The sequence below is a fragment of the Propionicimonas sp. genome (assembly GCF_047606205.1).
In the GTDB taxonomy this organism is placed as follows: Bacteria; Actinomycetota; Actinomycetes; order Propionibacteriales; family Propionibacteriaceae; genus Propionicimonas.
Window position 1 is genome coordinate 1 of the sequence record NZ_JASGES010000087.1, and the last position, 15,439, is coordinate 15,439.

Annotated in this window: 14 protein-coding genes; 7 read left to right on the forward strand and 7 right to left on the reverse strand. The window is 71.2% G+C overall.

Features of this window, described 5'->3' with window-relative positions; translation table 11 throughout:
* A partial coding sequence (locus QM633_RS05800) for a hypothetical protein (RefSeq protein ID WP_415152786.1) occupies nt 1-397 on the reverse strand: 397 nt, incomplete at its 3' end.
* Nucleotides 398-441: 44 nt separating this feature from the next.
* On the opposite strand from QM633_RS05800, the gene QM633_RS05805 reads away from it, so the two are divergent.
* The gene (locus QM633_RS05805) at nt 442-1,953 is read left to right on the forward strand and encodes an NCS2 family permease (RefSeq protein ID WP_415152787.1); all 1,512 of its coding nucleotides are present in this window, start codon (nt 442-444) and stop codon (nt 1,951-1,953) included.
* A gap of 132 nt (nt 1,954-2,085) precedes the next feature.
* Here QM633_RS05805 and cls read toward each other — a convergent pair whose 3' ends face one another.
* Both cls and QM633_RS05815 read right to left on the reverse strand, forming a co-directional pair.
* A complete protein-coding gene (gene cls / locus QM633_RS05810) occupies nt 2,086-3,552 on the reverse strand; it encodes a cardiolipin synthase (RefSeq protein ID WP_415152788.1) in 1,467 nt (488 codons plus the stop codon).
* A gap of 292 nt (nt 3,553-3,844) precedes the next feature.
* Nucleotides 3,845-4,495 carry a hypothetical protein gene (locus tag QM633_RS05815; RefSeq protein ID WP_415152789.1) on the reverse strand — a complete coding sequence of 217 codons (651 nt, stop codon included), beginning with the start codon at nt 4,493-4,495 and terminating at the stop codon, nt 3,845-3,847.
* Between the two features lie 143 nt (nt 4,496-4,638).
* On the opposite strand from QM633_RS05815, the gene QM633_RS05820 reads away from it, so the two are divergent.
* On the forward strand, nt 4,639-4,956 hold the full coding sequence (locus QM633_RS05820) for a hypothetical protein (protein WP_415152790.1): 318 nt from the start codon (nt 4,639-4,641) through the stop codon (nt 4,954-4,956).
* A gap of 86 nt (nt 4,957-5,042) precedes the next feature.
* On the opposite strand, the gene QM633_RS05825 is transcribed toward QM633_RS05820, so the two are convergent.
* Nucleotides 5,043-5,687 carry an acVLRF1 family peptidyl-tRNA hydrolase gene (locus QM633_RS05825; protein ID WP_415152791.1) on the reverse strand — a complete coding sequence of 215 codons (645 nt, stop codon included), beginning with the start codon at nt 5,685-5,687 and terminating at the stop codon, nt 5,043-5,045.
* 36 nt (nt 5,688-5,723) lie between these two features.
* Between QM633_RS05825 and QM633_RS05830 the strand changes: the two genes are divergently transcribed.
* Together QM633_RS05830 and trxA are read left to right on the forward strand one after the other, a co-directional pair.
* The gene (locus QM633_RS05830) at nt 5,724-6,413 is read left to right on the forward strand and encodes a metal-dependent transcriptional regulator (RefSeq protein ID WP_415152792.1); all 690 of its coding nucleotides are present in this window, start codon (nt 5,724-5,726) and stop codon (nt 6,411-6,413) included.
* Nucleotides 6,414-6,556: 143 nt separating this feature from the next.
* Entirely contained in the window at nt 6,557-6,922 is a 366-nt protein-coding gene (gene trxA / locus QM633_RS05835) for a thioredoxin (RefSeq protein ID WP_415152793.1), read from the forward strand.
* A 133-nt stretch (nt 6,923-7,055) separates the two neighbouring features.
* On the opposite strand, the gene QM633_RS05840 is transcribed toward trxA, so the two are convergent.
* Nucleotides 7,056-7,940 (reverse strand): DMT family transporter, encoded by an 885-nt coding sequence (locus tag QM633_RS05840; RefSeq protein ID WP_415152794.1) that lies wholly within the window; start codon nt 7,938-7,940, stop codon nt 7,056-7,058.
* 232 nt (nt 7,941-8,172) lie between these two features.
* Here QM633_RS05840 and QM633_RS05845 point away from each other — a divergent pair, with 232 nt between their 5' ends.
* A complete protein-coding gene (locus QM633_RS05845) occupies nt 8,173-10,767 on the forward strand; it encodes a sucrose phosphorylase (protein ID WP_415152795.1) in 2,595 nt (864 codons plus the stop codon).
* Between the two features lie 63 nt (nt 10,768-10,830).
* Here the strand turns inward: QM633_RS05845 and QM633_RS05850 are convergent, their stop codons facing one another.
* Nucleotides 10,831-11,850, reverse strand: a complete 1,020-nt coding sequence (locus QM633_RS05850; protein WP_415152796.1) for a 1-aminocyclopropane-1-carboxylate deaminase — start codon at nt 11,848-11,850, stop codon at nt 10,831-10,833.
* 114 nt (nt 11,851-11,964) lie between these two features.
* Nucleotides 11,965-12,849, reverse strand: a complete 885-nt coding sequence (locus QM633_RS05855; protein ID WP_415152797.1) for a TolB family protein — start codon at nt 12,847-12,849, stop codon at nt 11,965-11,967.
* Between the two features lie 62 nt (nt 12,850-12,911).
* On the opposite strand from QM633_RS05855, the gene QM633_RS05860 reads away from it, so the two are divergent.
* Together QM633_RS05860 and QM633_RS05865 are read left to right on the forward strand one after the other, a co-directional pair.
* Nucleotides 12,912-15,155: a glycoside hydrolase family 3 N-terminal domain-containing protein gene (locus tag QM633_RS05860; RefSeq protein WP_415152798.1), complete on the forward strand. Its 2,244-nt coding sequence runs from the start codon at nt 12,912-12,914 to the stop codon at nt 15,153-15,155.
* Between the two features lie 99 nt (nt 15,156-15,254).
* On the forward strand, nt 15,255-15,439 hold a 185-nt coding region (locus tag QM633_RS05865; protein WP_415152799.1), incomplete at its 3' end, for a twin-arginine translocase TatA/TatE family subunit.

A 15,439-nucleotide genomic window follows, 5' to 3' on the forward strand; every position in this document is an offset into this window, starting at 1 on the left:
CGAACCGCATCGTCGGCCCGGACGGCAGGGCGCGCCGCGGGGCTGTGCCCGGTTCCTCGCCGCCGGCCGGGGCGTCGGCGTCCGTGGTGAGGGCTTCGGGCGAGGCCGGGCCGACGGCGGTGCCGGTCGAGGCGTCCCCGCCCGCGCGGCGGCGTCGCGACTTGCGGAAGAGCCCGAACCCGAGGCCGAGCAGGCCGATCACCATCCCGGTGACCGAGACCCCCAGGTACCAGCCCCTGCCGGTGGCGGCGAGCTGCGGGTAGGCCCACCAGCACACCGCGACGCCGACCGCGAAGCCGATCGTCCCCGCGGTGACGACGGCCAGCCCGTCGGGATCCAGCGCCCGCACGGGCGCCTGTACCATCAGCGGCCGGTGCGGGTGGTTGTTCTGGCTCACGGACACCACGATAGGGCCCGGTTCGGCGCCCCTACCATTCCGCCATGGCGAACCCTGGCACGACTTCGGCGGCTCCAGCCCCACAGACCAACAAGACCATCGACAACTGGTTCGAACTCTCCAAGCGTGGCTCGACCATGGGACGCGAGGTCCGCGGCGGCCTGGTGACTTTCTTCACCATGGCCTACATCATCATTCTCAACCCGATCATCATCGGCACCCAGGTCGATGTGAACGGCAACCTGATCACCGGCGTCGCCCCGTCCGTGGACGGCGCGGTGGCGACGTCGATGGCGATGGTGGCCGCAGCGACCGCGCTCATCGCCGGCATCATGACGATCATCATGGGCGTCTACGGCCGCTTCCCGATCGCGCTGGCAACCGGCCTCGGCCTGAACGCGCTGGTGGCGTACACCATCGTCAAGCAGATGACCTGGCCGCAGGCGATGGGCCTGATCGTCTGGGAGGGCGTCCTGATCACCATTCTGGTGCTGACCGGCTTCCGCAAGGCGATCTTCGACGCCGTCCCCCGCTCCATGCGGTCGGCCATCTCGGTCGGCATCGGCCTGTTCATCGCCTTCATCGGCCTGGTCGACGGTGGCGTCGTGCGCGCCGGCTCGGGCACCCCGGTGCAGCTGGGCGTCTATGGCGAGCTGCTCGGTTGGCCGATCGCGATCTTCCTGATCGGCCTCGCACTGATCGTCGCGCTGTACATCCGCAGGGTGAAGGGCGCCCTGCTGATCGCGATCCTGTCGGCCACGATCATCGCCGTGGTCGTGCAGGCGGTGCTGAACCTGCCGCTGATGAAGGACGCCACCGGAGCGGTCGTGAACCCGACCGGCTGGATCCAGAACCTGCCGGCGCTGACCAGCGGCTTCACCCTGCCCAACCTCGGCCTGCTGGGCCGGGTGGACATGTTCGGGGCGTTCACCTCGGCCGGTGGGGCCGGAGCGGTGATCGGCATCCTGCTGCTGATCTTCTCGCTGCTGCTCAGCGACTTCTTCGACACCATGGGCACGATCGTCGCCGTGGGTGCCGAGGGCGGCCTGCTCCAGGGGGACGGAAACCCGCCGTACACGCAGGAGATCCTGCTCGTCGACTCGGTCGCGGCCATCGCCGGCGGTGTCGGCTCCGTCTCGTCCGCCACGTCCTACATCGAGTCGGCGTCCGGCGTCGGCGAGGGTGCGCGCACCGGCATCGCGTCCGTGGTGACCGGGATCGCGTTCCTGCTCACCCTGTTCCTCGCCCCGCTGGTGGAGATCGTCCCCGCCGAGGCGGCGACCCCGGCGCTGTTCTTCGTCGGCTTCCTGATGATGTCGCAGGTCGTCCACGTCGACTGGGACGAGCCGGAGGAGGGCATTCCGGCCTTCCTGACGATCGTGCTGATGCCGTTCACGTACTCGATCACGACGGGTATCGGTGCCGGCTTCATCGCGTTCGCCCTGATCAAGGCGCTGAAGGGCAAGGCGAAGGATGTGCACCCGCTGATGTGGGTGGTCGTCGCGGCCTTCGTCCTCTACTTCGGCCAGGGCATCATCACCGGTCTGATCTCCTGACCGCCGATTGCCCGAACGGTCCGGCTCCGTCACCGACGCGGTGGCCCGGAGCCGGACCGACCCAGGAACCGTCCCCGTACCCCTGCGCCGGCGACGGGAGCGGCTCTCGGGCCGGGCAGGAGAGACGTCCGGTCACTGGAGAGCGGAGGTGAGCCGGGCCAGGTTGTCGAGGACGGTCGAGCGCAGCGGCTGCTGCAGCCACTCCTCCAGCGTGAGCTCGCGGGACGCGGCGCGGTAGTCGGCCTCCACCTCGCGCAGGTGCGAGACGAACTCCCGGCCGCGCACCAGCATGGAGATCTCCAGGTTGAGCCCGAAGGAGCGCATGTCCATGTTGCTGGAGCCGATGATCGCGATCTCGTCGTCGATCGTCATCGACTTGGAGTGCAGGATGAACGGCCTCCGGTACATCCAGATCCGCACCCCGGCGCGCAGGAGGGCCTCGTAGTAGCTGCGCTGGGCGTGGTACACCATCGCCTGGTCGCCCACCTCGGACACGAACAGCTCCACCTGCAGGCCGCGTTGGCAGGCGGTGGTGATCGCGACCAGCAGTCCCTCGTCGGGGATGAAGTACGGCGAGACCATGATCACCCGTTGCTGCGCGGCGAACAGCAGCCCCATGAACAGCTTCAGGTTGTTCTGGTACTCGAAGCCGGGTCCGGAGGGCACGATCTGGGCGTCCAGGCAGCCGGAGCGGGCAGGGAGGCGATCGAGGCTGATCTCGTCGGTGAGCACCTCGCCGGTCTCGCTGTACCAGTCACCGAGGAAGACCGCATCGATGCTGGTCACCACCGGTCCCTGCACGCACACCATCAGGTCGACCCAGTGCAGGCCGCGGCGCAGGTTCGCCGGCAGGTTGTAGGTCGAGTCGGTGAGGTTCTGTGAGCCGGTGAACGCGAGCCGGCCGTCCACGACGAGCAGCTTGCGGTGGTTGCGCAGGTCGGGCCGCTGGTAGCGACCCCTGAGAGGCTGCACCGGGAGCATGAGGTGCCATGCCGCACCGATCCGGTCGAGCCGTTTCCGGGTCTGCGCGTAGAAGGGCTTGCTGCGGTTGGCCCAGTGGTCCATCAGGACGCGGACGGTCACCCCGCGTGCGGCCGCCTCCTCCAGCGCCTGGAAGAACACCTCGGTCGTCTCGTCCGCCTGCAGGATGTAGAACTCCACGTGCACAAAGGAGCGGGCGCCGCGCACGGCGTCCGCCATCGCCTGGATGCTGTCCTCGTAGCCGGGGTACAGCTGGGCGGCGTTGCCGCTGGACAGGGGCATCGCCCCGAGATTGCGGTTGAGCAGGACCAGTGAGGTGAACGACGCGGGGGCGTCGGGCAACGGGGGGCCGAAGTCGACCTCGGCGGTCGCCTCGCGGATCGAACTGTTGATCTCGTCCTGCCGGAGCCGGCGCGCGCGAGGGAGCCGTGGGTTGCCGATCAGCAGGAACAGCAGCACGCCGATCTCGGGGATCAGGAAGATCGCCAGGAGCCAGGCCATCGCCGCCGTGGGCCGCCGGTCGCGCGGGACGATGATCACCGCGGCCACCCGGATGGCCATCTCGAGGACGAGGAGGACGATCACCCACCACGTCCCGTTGGCGCTGACGTCCGGCACCTGTTCCCGCCCCCCTGCTCCGTGGCTGCTCAGCGTAGCGGTGCACCGCCCGCGAGGGCTGCTCCCCAGCGGAGGCCTGCCGCGTCCCGCGAACCGATGGGCACAGCCCCCGAACGGAATAGGGGACGGTTCTGCGAACGGGATGGGGGACGGTTCTGCGAACGGGAAAGGAACCGTCCCCCGAACGGGATGGGGGACGGTTCCTTTCCCGTTCGCGGGTGTGTCCCCTTTCCCGTTCACCGTCGGGGCGGTGCGGTCGTGGCGCGGGCCGGGTGGGGACGGTCGGGGTGGGTCAGGCGCGCAGGACGGCGACGAGGTCGGGGGGTTCGCGGCGCTGCTCGCGGGCGTCCGCGGCCCAGCCGGGGAACCGGTCCAGCCAGGCCAGGATCGTCCCGGCCACCTGGCCGGTCGGCGGATCGAGCCGGTCCAGCGCCGAACGCCAGGCATCGGCGAGTTCGAGGGCCTGCTCGTGGCCCGCCCAGCCGGCGGCCACCCCGGGGGCGGGCAGCATCGTGATCCCGAGATCGGTGCGCAGCAGGCTGCGCAGGCCGTAGCGGGCCGGCACCTCAGCCCTCGCCAGGGCGAAGTCGAAGTCGTTGAGCTGGGCCTCCGTGCAGTCCCTGCCGATGCTGTCCCAGGAGAGGACGTCGATCCAGGCCTCCAGCAGCGTCCAGCAGGCGCCGAGCCGGTGCGGCGGGACGTGGCGCCCGGACAGCACCGCGTCCACGTCCGACCCACTCGGCAGGTCGGGCCTCAGCACGGGCGCGTCCGGAGCGCGGCGCAGGACCGGCCCGAGCTTTCCCAACAGGCCGGGCTGGGCGGGGGCCGACCCGCCGAAGCGATCGGCCGCGACGGCCCTCAGGGCCGTGGACGTGTCGTCCGAGGCGCCGAAGATGCCGCGTACCTCGACGATCGAGATGGCGTAGAGCCGCACCGATCCCATGAACCCCACGCTAACCGCCCGGCATAGATTTGTGGACGTGAACCCGCGATCCCGACGCCTCATCGTCAGCGGAGCACTGGTGCTCCTGCTCGTGCTCGTGGTGCTGGGAACCGTGTTGGGGGCGGGACGGTAGGCTCCGGGCCATGATCGTGGCCGTTCGTCGCGCCGTGGCCCTGCTGGCCGTGGCCCTGGTCGCGGCGCTCGGCGCCGCAGGCACCCCCGCTCTCGCCGAGACGCCCAGCCCCACCCCGACGGCGAGCGCCGTCGCGACCGGGACGGCGGAGGCCACCGGCACGGCGAAGGCCACCGGCACGGCGAGCCCGATCACGACCGACGACACCACCGGCTCCGACGACACGTCGGACACGGCTCCGGACAACTCCCGCCAGACGCTCGCGATCGGCGCGGCAGGCATCCTGGCGATCCTCGCCGCGCTCGTCGTCTTCCTGCGTCGTCGCTGACCCCGCACCCGCAGCCTGCCGGCCTCCCGGCTCCCGGGCACACCGGGAAGGGCCGCAGGCCCGCCGGACCTGCCCCGGCGGCCGCCTCAGGCGAGGTCGTTGAGATCGATCGGCACCCGCCGGAACACCTCCGCGAAGGACGCGAGCACGCCGGCGTTCGGGTTCGGCACGGGGAACACCCCGAGCCGGGGCAGCCCCGCCAGGTCGCCGAGGGCAGGCTGGCCGAGGACGGCACTGACAGCGGTCCCGTCGCCGCCGGTGGCCAGCGCCTCCAGTCGGCCGGCGACAGGAACCAGGACGGCAGCGGCATCCGCCGCCGCGGCGTCGAACGCCCGTGCGCTCTGGTTCGCCCTGCGGCGCGCGTAGCGCTGCTGGGACCAGCCTCCGGCCTTCGTGCGACCCTGCACGTAGTGGCTGTGGTGGCGTCCGTCCTGCAGCCTCGTGCCGTCGAAGACCCCGACGGCGTGAGCCTCGCGCCGCACGATCAGCACGCCGACCAGGCGTGGACGCGTCGTGGTCAGCACCAGGGCGGCGAGCGGGTCGTCGGAGGGCCCGGTGGGCGGCCAGGGCGTCCGGATCCGGGCCTGTGCGCCGTCCGGTGACCGCAGCACGACCCCGTCCGCCGTGCTCTCGACCGAGGGCGTGCCGTGGCGCAGCCCGAATCGTTCCAGCCACGCCGCGAGCCGTTCGGGGGCGACGCTCACAGATCGCCACCCCTGTGGTGGTCCCATGGCTATAGTCTGGCAACGAACCGCCGGGAGGAGAGCATGACCGACCTCATCGACACGACCGAGATGTACCTGCGCACCATCTACGAGCTGGGGGAGGAGGGTGTGCCGCCGCTGCGTGCCCGCATCGCCGAGCGCCTCAAGCAGAGCGGTCCCACCGTCTCCCAGACCGTTGCCCGGATGGAGCGGGACGGCCTGGTCAGCGTGCATCCCGATCGCCATCTCGTCCTCAGCCCGAAGGGGCTGGAACTCGCCACCAGGGTGATGCGGCGGCACCGGCTGGCCGAGCGGCTGCTGACCGACGTGATCGGGCTCGACTGGCACCTCGTCCACGAGGAGGCCTGCCGCTGGGAGCACGTGATCTCGACCGACGTCGAGCGTCGGCTGGTCAGCATCCTCGATCACCCGGTCCGTTCGCCGTACGGCAACCCGATCCCGGCACTGGAGGAGCTCGACGTGGCCCCTGCCCCGGAGGGCTTCCTGGACGGGACGGAACTGCTGTCGCTGCGCCTGGCCGACGGCAGGGCGCACGATGTGGTCGTGCTGAGGATGAGCGAGCACATCCAGAACGACCCGCCGACGCTGGAGGCCATGCAGGCCTCCGGTGCGCTGCCCGGCACGCCCGTGCGCGCCTCGCTGGTGGGCCACCACCTCCTGCTCGGCGAGGACGACCACGAGGTCGCCCTGCCGGCCACGACGGCCGACCACATCTTCGTCGCCCTGGACTGAGCCGCCCGCCCTGAGCCGCCGGGTGGGCCTCCGCGCGTCCCGCCGGGCTCTCCGGGCAGGTCCGGGCGGCCTGGCCCGGGAATACCGGGGTGCCGCTGCGGCGTTCAGCACGAGTAACCCGAAGACCCGGAGGAATGACCCACATGGCAACCATCGCCCTCACCGAGGCCGAGTTCGGCGACACCATCAAGGACAACGGCATCGTGTTCGTCGACTTCTGGGCGACCTGGTGCCCACCGTGCCGCATGTTCGGCCCTGTGTTCGAGGCGGTGTCGGAGACCAATCCGGACGCGGTGTTCGCCAAGGTCGACACCGACGCGGAGCGCGGTCTGGCCGGCGACCTGGGGATCTCCTCGATCCCGACCCTGATGGCCTTCCGCGACGGCTACCTCGTCTACCGCGAGGCCGGGGCGCTCAACAAGGGCCAGTTCACCCAGCTGGTCGACCAGGTGAAGTCGCTCGACATGGAGAAGCTGAAGGCAGAGGCGGAGTCCGCCCGCCCGCACTGAGGATTGCCCCGCGCGTCGTGTCCCCCGTAGGGGTGACACCACCGTTCGGGACACCTATACTCGAAGGAGGTTCCTGCCCCATCCCCCCGGGCAGGAACCATCTACGTTCCGGGCCCGGTTCGCGGCCCGCACACTACGTCGCCGGAGCGCCCGGGTGATGCCGGGACAGCAGCACCACGCCGGTGAGGGCGACCGCGGCGAAGACCAGCATCAGCGTGATCGCCACCGTGTCTCCCCGCAGGAGGGCGCCCTCGCCCAGCACCGCGATGCCGAAGACCACACCGGCGATCGGGGCTCCGGCGTTCAGGCCGCCCACGACGATCTCCGCGGCCCCGGCGGCGTAGCCCTGCTGGATCCACACCCCGGCGAGGGCGATGCCCACGACGATCGACGCGACCATGAACCAGAAGGTGGCCGATCCCTGCCAGGACTGTGAGGCGAGATAGGCGCCGATCGCCTTGGCCAGCCCCGACTCCATGCCGTAGATCACGGACGCGGCCAGCGCCCACGCGAGGCACCGCCACGCCAGCGGACCCTTCGCCCCGACCAGCGCCAGGCCCAGGGCGATCGCGAAGCAGACCAGCGGGCCGATCACCAGCCGGTCGGCACGCAGGACGGGGGCGTCGGTGGCGTGCGCGATCGCGACCCACGCGACCGCCACCGTCCCGATCAGGGTCATCGCGGTCCCCGTCCACATGCCACGGCTGACGGTGTTCCGGTGGACCCGCGCGGACAGCAGGATCGTCCACGGAACGGCGAGCGCACCCAGGGGCTGGACCACGGTGACGGGCGCGAGCTGGAGGGCTGCCACCTGGCCGACGGCGCTCAGGCCGAGCAGCGCCAGGCCGGCCAGCCAGACCGGGTTCTTGACCACCGCGAGGAGCTGGCGGCCCCCCAGGGCCTCCCGCTCCTCGGTCGACTCGTCGGCGACGGCGAGGTGCTGGACCACGGACGAGGCGGCGAACGCGACGGAGGCGAGCACGGCCAGGACGACGGCCATCGTGATGTTGGAATGCACGGAACCCCCAGGGACGGCGAGGTGTGCGGCGCCCAGAGTGTGGCGACGACGAGGAACACCGGCAGAAGGGCCAGGCCCTCCGCTGCCGGAGTCACCGTAGCGGCTTGCGGTTCCGCGGAGGGCTGGCGGGAGGACAGCGTCCGGACCTAGCATTTGGTCAATCGATTTAGCCGGCTCTCGCCGCGGTCCGGCCCGGCCTGGCCCGCGGCCGGCGACACCACGAGGAGTGCACATGGACGTGAGCTTCCCCGACGTTCCCGACCTGGCCGCCGTGCCCACCGGTGACATGCCGGGAGACAAGGTGCGGATCGGGGAGGCCCACCTCGCCAAGGCACGGGCCGTCTTCCCCGAGCTGTGGCGACAGCTCGAGCCCCTCCTCGCCGACGGCGGGCGCGCGGTCGTCGCGGTCTGTGGCGGCTCCGGGGTCGGCAAGTCCGAGACCGGCTCCCTGCTCGCCCACGGGCTGAACCTCCGGGGCGTCGGGGCGTACGTGCTCTCCGGCGACAACTACCCGCGGCGGGTCCCCGCCGCCAACGACGCGGAGCGGCTGCGGGTGTACCGGGCCGGCGGCACCAGGGGGCTGCTGGCGTCCGGCGCCTACGAGGAGCGGGTGCGGAGCGTCCTCGCCGCGCTCCAGGCGTCCGGCGCGGACGCCGACCCGGCGCAGCGGGCCTCCCATCCGTGGCTGGCGACCTACCAGAAGGCGGCCCGCCGGGCGCTGGCCGGCTACCTGGGCACCCCGGAGGAGACCGACTTCGAGGAGGTGAGCCGCATCCTCGCCGCCTTCCACGCCGGCGCGCCGCTGCTGATGCTCAAACGGATGGGGCGCACGCCGGAGCAGCTCTGGTACGACGCCGTCGACGTCAGCGGGACCCGCGTGATCGTGATCGAGTGGACCCACGGCAACTCCGACCAGCTCAGCGGGGTCGACATCCCGATCCTGCTGAACAGCACGCCGGAGGAGACCCTCGCCCACCGGCGCGCCCGCAGCCGGGACGGGGCCGTCGACAGCCCCTTCACCACCACCGTGCTGGAACTCGAGCAGGCGATGCTGCGCGCGCAGGCGCCGAAGGCGAGGATCATCGTCTCGCTGGCCGGTGAACTCCTCGACCACGCGGGCTACCTGGCGGCGATGGGCGCCGACCTGCCCGGCGCGGGGCCGATGCTGAACGTCTACCCCGACAGCATCGGCGGCAGCCTCGCCGACGTGGTGTCGTTCGTGCGGCGTCCGGAGCTGGCCGACGTGTTCAGTTCCGTGTACCTGCTGCCCAGCGTCTTCAACACCGACCTGGACCGGGGCTTCTCGGTGATCGACTACAGCCTCTCCGACCAGTTCGCGACTCCCGCCGACATCGACGCCCTGGCCGAGGCGGGCCTCGACCTGACCCTCGACTTCATCCTGAACCACGCCTCGGTGCTGTCCCCGCAGTTCCAGGACCTCCTCGCCCGCGGCGACCGCTCGCCCTACGCGGACTTCTTCATCGACTGGAACGCGTTCTGGTCGGGTCACGGCGAGCTCACCGCGGAGGGCTACATCCAGCCCGACCCCGCGCTGATCGCGGACATGTTCTTCCGCAAGCCGGGGCTGCCGATCCTGATGGTGCGGCTGCCGGACGGTCGCGAGGTTCCCTACTGGAACACCTTCTACCAGGAGGTTCGCTACACCGCGCCGGACACCCAGGAGCTGATCCGGGCCACCGGGCTCCAGTACGGCAGGGCGGACGTGCTCGCCGGGCGGGTGGCCTCCGCGCTCGCGCAGGGGAGGCGTCCCGGCGAGGCCGACTTCACCGGCTACGCGGAGGTCAGGGACGTGGTCGTCGACCTCGTCGAGAGCAGGCGGACCTACCTGGGCCAGATGGACCTGAACATCAACAGCCCGCTCGTGTGGGACTTCTACGCCGACACCCTCGACCGGCTGGCCGGCTACGGAGCGCAGGTCGTCCGGCTGGACGCGTTCGCGTACGCGCCGAAGGAACCGGGGGCCAGGAACTTCCTCAACGACCCGGGAACCTGGGAGTTGCTGACGAAGGTGAAGGAACTCGCCGACCGGCGGGGTCTGATCCTGCTGCCCGAGATCCACTCGACCTACGCGGAGGGCATCCACGAGCTGATCGCGGACAAGGGTTTCCTGACCTACGACTTCTTCCTGCCGGGGCTGCTGATCGACGCGATCGAACGGGCGGACGCGTCCACCCTCAAGCGGTGGATCGTCGAGCTGCGGGACAAGCGGATCCACACGGTGAACATGCTCGGCTGCCACGACGGCATCCCCGTGCTCGACCTGCGGGGGCTGCTCGAGGAGGACCGGATCCGGGCCCTGATCGCCACCATCGTGGGGCGGGGCGGCTACGTGAAGGACCTGCACGGCGCGGAGAACGTGTACTACCAGGTCAACGCGACGTACGGCAGCGCGCTGGGGGAGAGCGACGACCGGCTCCTGCTGGCGCGTGCCGTCCAGCTGTTCGTGCCGGGCAAGCCCCAGGTGTGGTATCTCGACCTGTTCGCGGGGAAGAACGACCACGCGGCCGTCGATCGCGCCGGATCGGGCGGGCACAAGGAGATCAACCGGACGAACCTGACGCTGGACGAGGTGGACGCCGGCCTCGGACTACCCGTCGTCCAGCGGCAGCTGGAGTTGCTCCGGTTCCGCAACACCTTCGGCGCGTTCGGCTTCGACGCCAGTTGCGAGGTGGCGGACACCGGGCCGGACCGGCTCGACATCACCTGGCGCAGGGGCGATGTCTCGGCGAGGCTGGACGCCGACCTCGCGTCGGTGTCGTTCCGCGTCATCGCGACCGAGGCCGACGGGACGACCCGGACGATCTGAGCGCCGCCGGGAGCGGCGTGACTCGCAGGGAGGGCGCGGTTGCGGTGGAGACGGGGCCGGCGGTCAGCTCCAGAGCCGGTGGTAGGCGTTGATCGCGGGCTGGCCGCCGAGGTGCGCGTACAGCACGGTGGAGTCCTTGCCGATCTCGCCGGAGGAGACGAGGTCGATCAGGCCGGCCAGCGACTTGCCCTCGTAGACCGGATCGGTGATCATCGCCTCGAGCTGGGCGCCGAGCGCCATCGCGTTCATCGTCGAGTCGACCGGGATGCCGTACAGGTCACCCGCCCAGCCCTCCAGGACGGTGATCTCGTCGTCGCGCAGGTCGCGGCCGAGCTCGATGAGTTCCGCGGTGTGCCGGGCGATGCGTCCCACCTGGTCGCGGGTCTGCTCGATGGTGGCGGACGCGTCGATGCCGATCACCCGCCGCTTCACGCCGGTCAGGTCCTCCAGCGCCGCGAACCCGGCGATCATGCCGGCGTGGGTGGACCCGGTCACCGTGCAGACGATGATCGTGTCGAACAGGACGCCGAACCGCTTCTCCTGCTCGGCCACCTCGAACGCCCAGTTGGCGAAGCCGAGCCCGCCCAGCGGATGCTCGGACGCGCCGGCCGGGATCGGGTAGGGGGTGCCCCCGGAGGCCTCGACCTCGGCGAGCGCGTTCTTCCAGGAGTCGCGGATGCCGATGTCGAAGCCGGCCGGGTCGAGGCGGGAGTCGGCACCCATCATCCGGGAGAGCAGGATGTTGCCGACCCGGTCGTTCATCGGGTCCTCCCAGGGCACCCAGTGCTCCTGGACGAGCCGGCACTTCAGCCCGAGGTGGGCGGCGACGGCGGCGACCTGGCGGGTGTGGTTGGACTGGTAGCCGCCGATCGAGACCAGCGTGTCGGCACCGCTGGCCAGCACGTCGGGGACGATGTACTCCAGCTTGCGCACCTTGTTGCCGCCGAAGGCCAGACCGCTGTTGACGTCCTCGCGCTTGGCCCACACCTGGGCACCGCCGAGATGCCCGCTGAGCCGCGGCAGGTGTTGCAGCGGGCTCGGCCCGAAGGTGAGCGGGTGGCGCGGGAAGTCCTGGAGCTTCATGGGTTCCTCTCGGTCGGGTCCCGAGCCTAGGAGACTGCTGCACCGGCCGCCATCGGCGTCTCACCCGTCCACGCCCGGCCGGACCGGGCGCGGCGCGCTCGCCGGCGCCGCGGGTCAGGCGAGCGGGTAGGCGACGTAGGCGAAGCGGCGGCTGTCGGGCGCCCAGCTGGGCACGTTCATCGTGCCCTGGCCGCCGAAGAGGTGGACGAGGTCGGTGCCCGTGCCGTCGGGTCCGAGACGGCGGATGGCGACGTCGCGGTCGGCGGGGTGGCCCTGTGTGCCGGGAGGGAAGCTCACGTAGACGACGCTCGACCCGTCGGGGGAGACGTGCGGGAACCAGTTCACCCGCTCGTCGTGGGTCAGCTGCTCGACGCCGGTTCCGTCCGGCCGCATCCGGAACAACTGCGCGTGGCCGCGCGTGGTCGAGCCGCGCTCGGAGTTGAACCAGAGCCACTCCCCGTCCGGGCTGAACTCCGAACCGTCGTCGGGAACGTCGTCGTCGGTCAGCTGGACGTCCGCGCCACCGGCCGTCGGCACGGTCCAGATGTTCGTGCGGACGCCGCCGCCGGGCAGCAGGTCCATGCCGATGTAGGCGAGCAGGGTCCCGTCCGGCGACACCCCGTGCAGGAAATGGACGAACGCGTCGCCGCGGTCGTTCGACACCCGCCGCGACGTGAGCCCGACCAGGTCGACGGCGTACAGATGGCCGTCGAAGCCCGACACGTGGACGGTGCGGCCGTCGGGTGCCAGCACGTGGTCGTTGTTGATCCCGGGCAGGCCCGGCACCAGCAGCGGCTCGAGGTCACCGCCACCGGCGGGGACGCGGAACAGCAGGCCGTCGGCGTTCACCAGCAGCCAATCCCCCGCGAGGGTCCAGTTCGGCGCCTCGAACAGGCGCGTCGAGGACTCGGTCACCAGCGTGTCGGTGCCCGTGTCGAGATCGTGGACGAACAGTTGTGCGCGCTGTCCCTGCCGCAACCGGCGTCCTGCCTGGTCCATGGGTTCCTCCTCGAGCCGTTTCGTGTGGCAGTCTATGAGAGCGATCTCACGAAGGAGTGCGAATGGCCGGCTACCGTGACCCGGCGGTCCCGACCGCCGAGCGGGTTGCGGACCTGCTCGGACGGATGACGCTTCCGGAGAAGGTCGGCCAGTTGCTGCAGCTGGACGCCCAGGGCGACCTCGACGACCTCGTCACGATCAGGACCGTCGGCTCGCTGCTGCACATCCCGCCGGACCGCACCGCCCATGCCATCGAGCTCGCGGCCGCGACCAGGCTGGGCATCCCGCTCCTGCTCGCCGACGACTGCATCCACGGCCACTCGTTCTGGCCGGGCGCGACGATCTTCCCCACCCAGCTGGCCATGGCCTGCAGCTGGAACCCCGACAACGCCCGCCGCGCGGCCCGGGTCACGGCGATCGAGGCCACCAGCACGGGCTTCAAGTGGACCTTCTCGCCCGTCCTGTGCATCGCCCGCGACCTGCGCTGGGGGCGGGTGGACGAGACCTTCGGCGAGGACCCCTTCCTGATCGGCGAGTTCGCGTCCGCCATGGTGGCCGGCTACCAGGGCGAGGGGCTGGGCGACCCGACCGCGATGCTGGCCACGGCCAAGCACTTCGCCGGCTACTCCGAGACCCAGGGCGGTCGGGACGCCTCCGAGGCCGACATCTCGCGGCGCAAGCTGCGTTCGTGGTTCACCCCGCCCTTCGAGCGGGTGGCGCGGGAGGGCTGCCGCACGTTCATGATCGGCTACCAGTCGATGGACGGCGTGCCGATCACCGTCAACCGCTGGCTGCTCAACGACGTCCTCAAGGAGGAGTGGGGCTTCTCCGGCGTGCTGGTCACCGACTGGGACAATGTGGGCCGGATGGTCTGGGAGCAGCAGGTCTGTGCCGACCACGCCGAGGCCGCCGCCCGGGCGATGAACGCGGGAAACGACATGGTGATGACCACTCCGGGGTTCTACGACGGTGCGCAGGAGGCGATCCGTCGCGGGATCCTCGACGAGGCGACCGTCGACGCGGCCGTCGCCAGGGTGCTGGCCCTGAAGTTCGACCTCGGCCTGTTCGAGGACCCCGGCGGCCCCGACCCGGCCCGCCAGGCAGCGGTGATCGGCAGCGCCGCGCACCGGCAGACCAACCTCGAGGTGGCCAGGGAGTCGCTGGTGCTGCTGGCCAATGACGGGACCCTGCCGCTGACCGCCGCGTCCGGCACGATCGCCGTGATCGGGCCCAACGCCGACGACCGCGGCGCCCAGTTGGGCGACTGGGCCGGCGGTTCGGGGCAGTGCTCGTGGCTCGGGCCGGACTACCAGCCCGGGGATGTCGTGACCGTGCTGGCCGGGCTGCGCGACGCCGCGTCCGCGCACGGCTGGCGGGTGACCCACGCGACCGGCTGCGGCATCGCGACGCTGGCCCCCGACCCCGCCGGGGACAGTTTCCCCGACGGCCAGCCCCGTCCTCCCCTGATCACCCCCGTTCCCGCGGACCAGGCACTGCTGGCGGAGGCCGTCGCGGCAGCGGAGGCCGCCGACGTCGTCGTGCTGGTGCTCGGCGACAACGTCCTGCTCAACGGCGAGGCCCGCTCCACGGCCACCCTCGAGCTGCAGGGTGGCCAGGTCGAGTTGTGGACGCGCGTCGCCGCGCTCGGCAAGCCCCTGGTGGTGGTGCTGGTCAACGGCAAGCCGCTGGTGCTGCCGCGCGGCCCGCTCGCGGCGACGTCCGCGCTGGTCGAGGCGTTCAACCCCGGCGCGATGGGCGGGCAGGCGATCGCAGAGTTGCTGTTCGGGGACAGCGAGCCGGTCGGGCGGCTGCCGATCTCGTTCCCCGTCCACGTCGGGCAGCTGCCGGTCTACTACAACCAGCTGCGCGGCCAGCACGGCAACCGCTACGCCGATCTCACCCAGGAGCCGCTGTTCGCGTTCGGCGAGGGGCTGTCGTACGGACGCGTCGAGTACGGCACCCCGGTCCTGGAGACGGCCCTCGTGCGCCCCACGGAGGCGGTCCGGGCGCGGGTGCGGGTGACCAACACCGGGGTGCGGCCGGTCGCGGAGACCGTCCAGTGGTACCTGCGCGACCTGGTCACCTCCCTGACCTGGGCCGACAAGGAGCTCAAGGGCGCATCGCGGGTGCGGCTGGCGCCGGGGGAGTCGGCCGAGGTCGCCTTCGAACTCCCCGTGGCGGCCTGTACGATCACCGACGCCGCCGGCGAGCGTATCGTCGAACCAGGCGATTTCGAGTTGCTCGCGGGGCGCAGTTCCCGCGACAGGGACCTGCGGGCGGCTCGCTTCACGCTGGTGGTCTCGTGAGACCGGCGGGTGTGGGGAGAAGATACGCAACGGAGCACGCCCGGCTTGCGAGCACGGGGTACAACTTGATCGAGCCTGCGGAGAGCTGAGGAGAGCGTCATGCCGAATCTGGGCGGTTGGGAATGGGTCATCATCGCGGTGGTGGCACTGGTGTTGTTCGGCGGGACCAAGCTCGCGAACTTCGGCAAGAGCGCCGGCACCGCCATCCGGGAGTTCAAGGAGGAGACCAAGTCGCCCTCCGCCGTCGAGCCGCCGGCCCCCGTGCCGCCGGCCGCGGCCCCGCA

What these genes read in the sequence shown, in the direction of transcription:
- QM633_RS05805 (WP_415152787.1), top strand. Translation starts at nt 442, where the DNA reads ATGGCGAACCCTGGCACGACTTCGGCGGCTCCAGCCCCACAGACCAAC.
- QM633_RS05815 (WP_415152789.1), bottom strand. Translation starts at nt 4,495, where the DNA reads ATGGGATCGGTGCGGCTCTACGCCATCTCGATCGTCGAGGTACGCGGC.
- QM633_RS05820 (WP_415152790.1), top strand. Translation starts at nt 4,639, where the DNA reads ATGATCGTGGCCGTTCGTCGCGCCGTGGCCCTGCTGGCCGTGGCCCTG.
- QM633_RS05825 (WP_415152791.1), bottom strand. Translation starts at nt 5,687, where the DNA reads ATGGGACCACCACAGGGGTGGCGATCTGTGAGCGTCGCCCCCGAACGG.
- QM633_RS05830 (WP_415152792.1), top strand. Translation starts at nt 5,724, where the DNA reads ATGACCGACCTCATCGACACGACCGAGATGTACCTGCGCACCATCTAC.
- trxA (WP_415152793.1), top strand. Translation starts at nt 6,557, where the DNA reads ATGGCAACCATCGCCCTCACCGAGGCCGAGTTCGGCGACACCATCAAG.
- QM633_RS05845 (WP_415152795.1), top strand. Translation starts at nt 8,173, where the DNA reads ATGGACGTGAGCTTCCCCGACGTTCCCGACCTGGCCGCCGTGCCCACC.
- QM633_RS05850 (WP_415152796.1), bottom strand. Translation starts at nt 11,850, where the DNA reads ATGAAGCTCCAGGACTTCCCGCGCCACCCGCTCACCTTCGGGCCGAGC.
- QM633_RS05855 (WP_415152797.1), bottom strand. Translation starts at nt 12,849, where the DNA reads ATGGACCAGGCAGGACGCCGGTTGCGGCAGGGACAGCGCGCACAACTG.
- QM633_RS05860 (WP_415152798.1), top strand. Translation starts at nt 12,912, where the DNA reads ATGGCCGGCTACCGTGACCCGGCGGTCCCGACCGCCGAGCGGGTTGCG.